Origin of the sequence: uncultured Leptotrichia sp. (assembly GCF_938036635.1) — a bacterium.
In the GTDB taxonomy this organism is placed as follows: Bacteria; Fusobacteriota; Fusobacteriia; order Fusobacteriales; family Leptotrichiaceae; genus Leptotrichia; species Leptotrichia hongkongensis.
On record NZ_CALHQO010000157.1, the window covers coordinates 1 to 7,394 of the forward strand.

7 protein-coding genes are annotated in these 7,394 nt (G+C 30.8%); 6 read left to right on the plus strand and 1 reads right to left on the minus strand.

Annotated elements, in window-relative coordinates; translation table 11 throughout:
• Positions 1–84: 84 nt before the first annotated feature.
• The 6 genes from sufC (at position 85) to sufU (ending at position 5,740) form a co-directional block, all read left to right on the plus strand.
• Entirely contained in the window at positions 85–831 is a 747-nt protein-coding gene (gene sufC, locus Q0370_RS02955; protein ID WP_021744694.1) for a Fe-S cluster assembly ATPase SufC, read from the plus strand.
• Between the two features lie 28 nt (positions 832–859).
• Complete coding sequence (sufB, locus tag Q0370_RS02960) at positions 860–2,272, plus strand: Fe-S cluster assembly protein SufB (protein WP_026746830.1); 1,413 nt, start codon at positions 860–862, stop codon at positions 2,270–2,272.
• 41 nt (positions 2,273–2,313) lie between these two features.
• Positions 2,314–3,441: a Fe-S cluster assembly protein SufD gene (sufD, locus tag Q0370_RS02965; protein WP_299571919.1), complete on the plus strand. Its 1,128-nt coding sequence runs from the start codon at positions 2,314–2,316 to the stop codon at positions 3,439–3,441.
• A gap of 90 nt (positions 3,442–3,531) precedes the next feature.
• A complete protein-coding gene (locus Q0370_RS02970; protein WP_299571922.1) occupies positions 3,532–4,023 on the plus strand; it encodes an OmpA family protein in 492 nt (163 codons plus the stop codon).
• Positions 4,024–4,050: 27 nt separating this feature from the next.
• The gene (locus Q0370_RS02975) at positions 4,051–5,256 is read left to right on the plus strand and encodes a SufS family cysteine desulfurase (protein ID WP_299571925.1); all 1,206 of its coding nucleotides are present in this window, start codon (positions 4,051–4,053) and stop codon (positions 5,254–5,256) included.
• Positions 5,257–5,299: 43 nt separating this feature from the next.
• Positions 5,300–5,740 carry a Fe-S cluster assembly sulfur transfer protein SufU gene (sufU, locus tag Q0370_RS02980; protein ID WP_026746833.1) on the plus strand — a complete coding sequence of 147 codons (441 nt, stop codon included), beginning with the start codon at positions 5,300–5,302 and terminating at the stop codon, positions 5,738–5,740.
• Positions 5,741–5,795: 55 nt separating this feature from the next.
• On the opposite strand, the gene Q0370_RS02985 is transcribed toward sufU, so the two are convergent.
• Entirely contained in the window at positions 5,796–7,148 is a 1,353-nt protein-coding gene (locus tag Q0370_RS02985; RefSeq protein ID WP_299571931.1) for a spherulation-specific family 4 protein, read from the minus strand.
• Between the last annotated feature and the right edge of the window lie 246 nt (positions 7,149–7,394).

Consider the following 7,394-nt stretch of genomic DNA (forward strand, 5'->3'; position numbering starts at 1 on the left):
TATGATATAACGAAAAATTTCCTAACTTTGCAGTTCCTATTATCGATAAATTTATATATAAAATATTTTGGAGGTAAAATTAGCATGAGTTTGTTAGAATTGAAAAATGTAAAATCTGAAGTAGAAGGGAAAGAGATTCTAAAAGGATTGAACTTGACTATAAACAAAGGAGAAGTTCATGTAATTATGGGGCCTAATGGAGCTGGAAAATCTACACTTGCAAGTATTCTTGTGGGACATCCAAAACACGAATTAGTTGATGGAGAAATTATTTTGGATGGAGAGAATATTAATGAAGATGCTGTTGATGAAAGAGCTAAAAAAGGAATTTTCCTATCATTTCAATATCCTGAAGAAATACCAGGGCTTACTGTAGAGGACTTTTTGAGAACAGCAAAAGAGGCTGTTACTGGGGAAAAGCAATATTTGATGCAATTTCATAATGAATTAGTGGAAAAAATGGAAAAACTTCACATTAATCCTGAATATGCAGATAGACATTTAAATGTAGGGTTTTCTGGTGGAGAAAAGAAAAAGAATGAAATTTTACAGATGGCAGTTTTAGAGCCAAAATTGGCTATTCTAGATGAAACTGATTCTGGACTTGATATTGACGCTACAAAAGTTGTATTTGAAGGTGTTCAAAAATTAAAGACTAAAGATACAGCTTTACTTATAATTACACACTATGATAAAGTGCTGGATTATTTAAAGCCTGATTTTGTTCATATTTTGATGAATGGAAAAATTGTTAAGACAGGTGGGCAGGAATTAGTTGAAAGCATTGAAAAAGATGGTTATGCTAAAATGAAGGAAGAATTAGGATTATAATTAATACAGAATAGAAAGTGTGGGAATAATGGAAAATAGAAAAAAAACATATGTTGCAGACATTGAACGTGGTGTCTATGATATAAAAGATGAAGGACGTTATAAATATAAGGCTGAAAAGGGACTTACTCCTGAAATTATCAAAAAAATTTCAGAAAGAAAAAATGAGCCTGAGTGGATGAAAGAATTTAGATTAAAGGCATTAGAAGTTTACAATTCAAAACCTATGACTGACTGGGGTCCAGATTTATCAGATCTTGATGTAAATGATATTGTGCATTATTTGGAACCTGATTCGGCACCAATGAATGAAAACTGGGATGATGTACCAAGTTATATAAGAGATACATTTGACAGACTTGGGATTCCTGAGGCTGAAAAGCAGTCACTTGCAGGAGTAGGAGCACAATATGATTCGGAAGTAGTTTATCACAGCATTCATAAAGAATTGAAAGAACAAGGTGTAATTTATACAGATATTGAAACTGCTATGGTAGAATATGAAGATATGCTAAAGGAATATTTTATGACATTAATTACAGTTAATGATCATAAATTTGCGGCATTACATGGAGCAGTATGGTCTGGAGGATCATTTATCTACGTTCCAAAAGGAGTAAAGGTAAATATGCCTTTACAATCATACTTTAGACTGAATGCACCTGAAGCAGGACAATTTGAGCACACGCTTATTATTGTGGATGAAGGAGCTGATTTGCATTATATCGAGGGATGTTCTGCTCCAAAATATCAAAAAAATGCATTGCATGCAGGAGCGGTTGAATTATTTGTAAGAAAAGGGGCAAGATTAAGATATTCAACAATTGAGAACTGGTCAAGAAATATGTACAATCTTAATACAAAAAGAGCAATAGTGGAAGATGATGGAGTAGTTGAGTGGATTTCTGGATCATTTGGATCAAGAGTTTCGATGCTTTACCCAATGAGTATTCTAAAAGGTGATCGTTCAAGATGTGAATTTACAGGAGTTACATTTGCAGCGGCTGGACAATATTTGGATACAGGATGTAAAATTATTCATCAAGGAAAACAGACAAGTTCAACAGTTCATTCAAAATCAATTTCCAAAAATGGAGGAACAGCATTTTATAGAGGGCTTTTAAAAGTATTGCCAGAAGCAACTGGAGCAAGATCAACTGTAGAATGTGAATCATTAATGCTGGATAACGAATCAACTTCAGATACTATACCAATAATTGATATAAATAACGATAGTGTAGATATTGGACATGAAGCAAAAATTGGAAGAATAAGCGACGAAGCAATATTTTATCTTATGTCAAGAGGTATAAGTGAAGATGAAGCAAAAGCAATGATTGTAAGAGGATTTGTTGAGCCAATTTCTAAGGAGCTGCCACTTGAATATGCTGTTGAGCTTAATAAATTGATAGAGCTGGAACTGGAAGGAACAATCGGATAAACAGGCAAAACTCAAATTGCTGAAAAATGGAAGGAGCAAAAATGTTAGAAAAATCAAGCATACAAAATCTTGAAAATAGTGAATACAGACTGGAAAAGTTTGAACAATATAAAAAGCTTGAAAAAGTTATTTGGACAAGAGTAGGCTATCAATACGAAGAGCCTGAAACATTTAAGAAATTTAATAATCTAGAAATAAAGCATGGAAATCAAGAAGGAGTTGCTATAAAAAATATTAGTGATTCAATAGATGAGCTGGAAAGATTAAAAAATGATAATGAATATGGACTAGGAGACTTTTTTAAGACACAGAATCTTGCTTTTTGTAATGAAGGGAAGTATCTAAAAATTTCTGAAAGAAAAAAAATTGAAAAGCCAATTTACTTAAATTATCGTGCAAATAAAGAAAATAATTTTCTAGTTGACTACAATGTTATCGAAGTAGAAGACTTTGCAAAAGTTACGGTAATTATTACTTACGATTCAGAAGATGACACACCAGTTTATCACAATGGAATTATAAAAGTGTTCACTGGAAGAAATGCAGAAGTAAAAATTATAAAAATACAAACTTTAAATACAAAAAGTTCTAATTTTGAGTCATCAAAAATTGAGACTTTGGGTCAAGGAAAAACTCAATATTACAGCGTTGAACTAGGTGGAAAGATTAATGCGATAAGTCATAAGTCTTATCTTGAGGAAGATTCATCAGAAGTTTATGTGTGGCCTGCATACCTTGCTGATGAGGACAGAAAGCTGGACTTGGAGTATTCAGTAGTATTCCGTGGACGTAGAACAGTTGGTGAGCTTCAAGGAAGAGGAGCTGTAAAAGATACAGCTAAAAAAGTATTTCGTGGAAACCTTTACTTTAAGCAAGGTTCGAGCAAGTCTGAAGGGCGTGAAGGAGAATTTGCTATCTTATTAAATGATAAAATAAAGGCTGACTCTATTCCAACATTATTCTGTAGTGAAGATGATGTTATCGGAGAACACGCTGCTTCTGTAGGAAAAGTTGATGAATCAAAATTATTTTATCTAATGAGCCGTGGACTTTCTGAAGGAAGAGCAAAAAAATTAATAGTAGAATCTTCATTTCGTCCAATAATGGATAACATCGATGACGAAAAGTTAAGAGAAAAATTATTTGAAGAACTGGAAAGAAGAATCTAAAAGAATAGAATATGAATTTGAAAAAATACCCACTAAGTGATATAATTTTTGTATTGCTTGTGGGTAAATTCATATTTTTAGGAGAACGCTATGAAAAAAATTTTATTTTTGGGGCTGTTATTTAGTGTAAACTTAGTGAGTTTAGGAGAAGCTGTACCTGGAATAGTGTTTGATGAAAAACCTAATCTTCTTTTTTCGTGTGATTTTTATACTGAAAAAAAATGTGTTATTAGAGGTTTTGAAACAAATAAAAGAATTCCTCGTGAAAGTGAAACAGTTGATTTAAAAGTAATTTCAGAAACATTTAATAAATATGCAATTAGCGGTTCAATTGATATTGTAGGACATACAGATTCAACTGGTTCAAAAAATTATAATCAAAAATTATCTTTAATAAGAGCAAATAATGTGGCAATACTGTTTAGAGAATATGGATTAGATAATAAATTTACTTTTAAAATAATCGGAAAAGGTGAAAGCGAGCCTTCTGATATTAATGAAACGAAAATTGGGAGATATAACAACAGAAGAGTTGAAATATTTTTTAAAGATTTAAAACTTAAAGAAGAAAAAAATAATTAATATGATTAAAAATAAAGAGGAGGGAAAATGGACTACAGAAAAGAATTTCCAATATTTAAGAATAGAAATAATCACTATCTTGATACAGCGGCAACTTCACAAAAGCCTAAAAGAGTGCTGAATAAAATTATGGAATATTATGAAAAATATAATGGTAATCCAGGGCGTGGTTCGCATACTTTGTCTATGGAAGCCTCAAACTTGATGGCAAATGCACGTAAAACTGTACAGAAGTTTATCAATGCAGAATATTCAGAAGAAGTGATTTTTACAAAAAGTACGACAGAATCAATCAATTTGGTAGCCTATTCTTACGGAATGGAATTTATAAATGAAAATGATGAAATAATTCTAGGAATTTCAAATCATCACGCAAATATTGTCCCTTGGCAGTTTGTGGCTAAAAAGAAAAATGCTAAGATAAAGTTTGTTTATCTTACTGAAAATGGGCAATTTGATATTGAAGATTTTAAAAATAAATTGTCAGATAAAACAAAACTTATAGCTGTTTCTGCTGTGGTAAATGTTACAGGAGTTATTCAGCACATAAAGGAAATTATTGAAATTGCACGAAACAAAAATAAAAATATACGTATTCTCGTGGATGCTGCACAATCGATGCTGCATTTTAAACACGATGTTCAAAAATTGGATGTAGATTTTCTTGTATTTTCAGGACATAAATTATTTACACCAATGGGAATTGGAGTTATGTACGGAAAAAAAGATATTCTTGATAAAATGCCTCCATTCTTATACGGTGGAGATATGATTGAATTTGTAACAGAACAGGAATCAACGTTTGCACCACTTCCAAATAAATTTGAAGGCGGAACTCAGAATGTGGAAGGGGCAGTAACTCTGGAAGAGGCAATTAATTTTATCGAAGAAATAAGTTATGAGAAAATTAATGAAATTGAAAACTCTCTTACTGAAATTGCTTTAGAAAAATTGAAAAAGTTAGATTTTGTGGAAACATATTTTACAAAAGATGTTGAGCGTGCTGGAATTATTGCCTTTAATGTAAAAAATGTGCATTCTCACGATGTGGCATTCATACTTGACTCGTATAATGTGGCAGTTCGTTCAGGGCATCATTGTGCACAGCCTTTAATGAAGTATTTAGGAGTGCCTTCGTGCTGCCGTGCAAGTTTTAGCATTTACAACAATGAAGAGGATATTGATAAACTGATAGAAGGGCTTTTAAAAGTGAAGGAAGTTTTTGAATTATAGGAAAAATAAACAAAAAGAGAAAAATTTGAAAAGGAGGTTTAATATGAATTTAGAAAAAATATATCAGCAGACAATACTGGAATATAGCAGACGTAAGGAACTAAACCGTGAAATTGAAAATCCGACATTTGCAGAACGTGGGCATAATCCGAATTGTGGAGATGATTTGACACTTGAAATAAAAACTGATGAAAACGGAGTAATAACAGATGCTGCTTTTATTGGAAGTGGATGTGCCATTTCAACAGCTTCTATGGCTATGCTGATTGACTTGGTAAAAGGGAAGACAATGGAAGAAGCAAAGGAAAAAGTAAATTTGTTTTTCAAAATGATGAAGCAGGAAGAAAAATTGACAAGCGAAGAAAGCAAAAAATTAGGAGATGCTGTTCTTATGGAATATGTGGCTCAAATGCCTGCAAGAGTAAAATGTGCGACACTTAGCTGGCATTCATTAAAAGTAATTGTGGATAAGAGTGAAAAGTAGAATAATAATATAAAAAAGCTGTATCATGATATTTATGAAACAGCTAATTTTTTTATTAAATATTCCAGTTCTTATTAAAATCAATTTCGAAATCTCCAGATTCACTTATTTTATTTGAAGCACTTATGATAAATTCTTCTAAAATATTGTATCCAAAGTTAAAATGGGGATTGAATACATTTTTAGAGAAATTTTTTACGCTGTCTTTATAATGAAAATCCAAAAGTTTCCAAAAATCAAGGCTCGATATTTCAAGATTTCCAGAGATACTGTATTTTCCAGAAGATACAAACTGGTCTGAATTATGATTGTAGCTTTCTGTTTGGATATTTTTCATAATTTGTTCGGATGTAGAATTTTTTGAATCAGTGTATTCAGATTTTATATTTGAATTATTTAATATTGATGTTTCCGTTAAACCATTTCTTGTATTTGAAAGATTTTCAAGTTCAGGATTGTTTATTGATAATATTAAGTTTTCAAAATTTTGTGGCAAATTTTCATAAGGAACATTTGGAACATCGGTTGTAATCATCAAAAATCCTGCATTTCGTTCTTTTGATAATTTTAGTAATGTTTCATATTGTTCTGGTGTTGCAGAGTGAACAACATGGACAATACGGCTTGCATTTTCAGGATTATTTTCAAAATTGTAAGTTCTTGGAGTCCAATGATTGATGTAGTTATTTGCAGATACTTCACTCGTTAGCCATAAATCAGAGTATTTAGACATCTCATCTGTTACTGTTCCTCCAGGATTTGCGACTATGATTGAGTCGGGATACTTATTTTTTATATAATTATATATTTGTGCCATATACTCGATTTCTAATGGATTTGTACCTGATGAAACTTCATCAAGGAAAATTCCAGAAATATTATCAGAGCCATAAAAATGTATATATTTGTCAATTTCAGAACATACTTTTTTGATACTTTTAGTATATTCATTTGTAGTTACATATCCAAGATTTTTAATTCCAAGCTCCTTGTTTTTTTTAATTTGAACAACATAGTCATAATCAGCCTTGTCAGAAGGACCATTTGCAGGATTGATAATGACGTAAGGAATCGTTGCTTCATTTTCTGCAAAGTCATTATCTATAGTGTGATTATTTTTTTTATCATCATCCTTGCTTTTATGAAAACCATCTGTATAGCCAAAATCCACTTTAAATTCGTTTTCATTTTTTAAATTATTTTTTATAATATCGTAAATTTCTTCATTTTTTGAAAATTCAATATTTTCGTTATTCAATAAGTTTTGTTTATTTGAAAATGAATTGCCGCTTGAAATATTTATGGATGGATTATTATTCGAGTTTACTGCTTTTCCAAAGCCCAAGCCCGTTATGCCTGCTAAAAAGGATGGAATCAAAAAATTATTATTTTTCAACTTTTTTTTCATAATAACTCTCCTTTCTAAAATTTTAGCCTTCTTAAAAGACTTTTTTATGACCAATAAAAAATTTTAAAATAATAAATTCGGACTGATTCAGTTTTAATTGTAGTCCGAATTGAAATATGTTCTAATCCTTAAATATATCCAACTTATCTAATAGAGTTTATATTTTAATGTTACACTATTCAAATCTTTTCTTTTTTTAGCAATATATAGTATCATTTTTTTTTTATAATTTCAAGGAAAAAAATT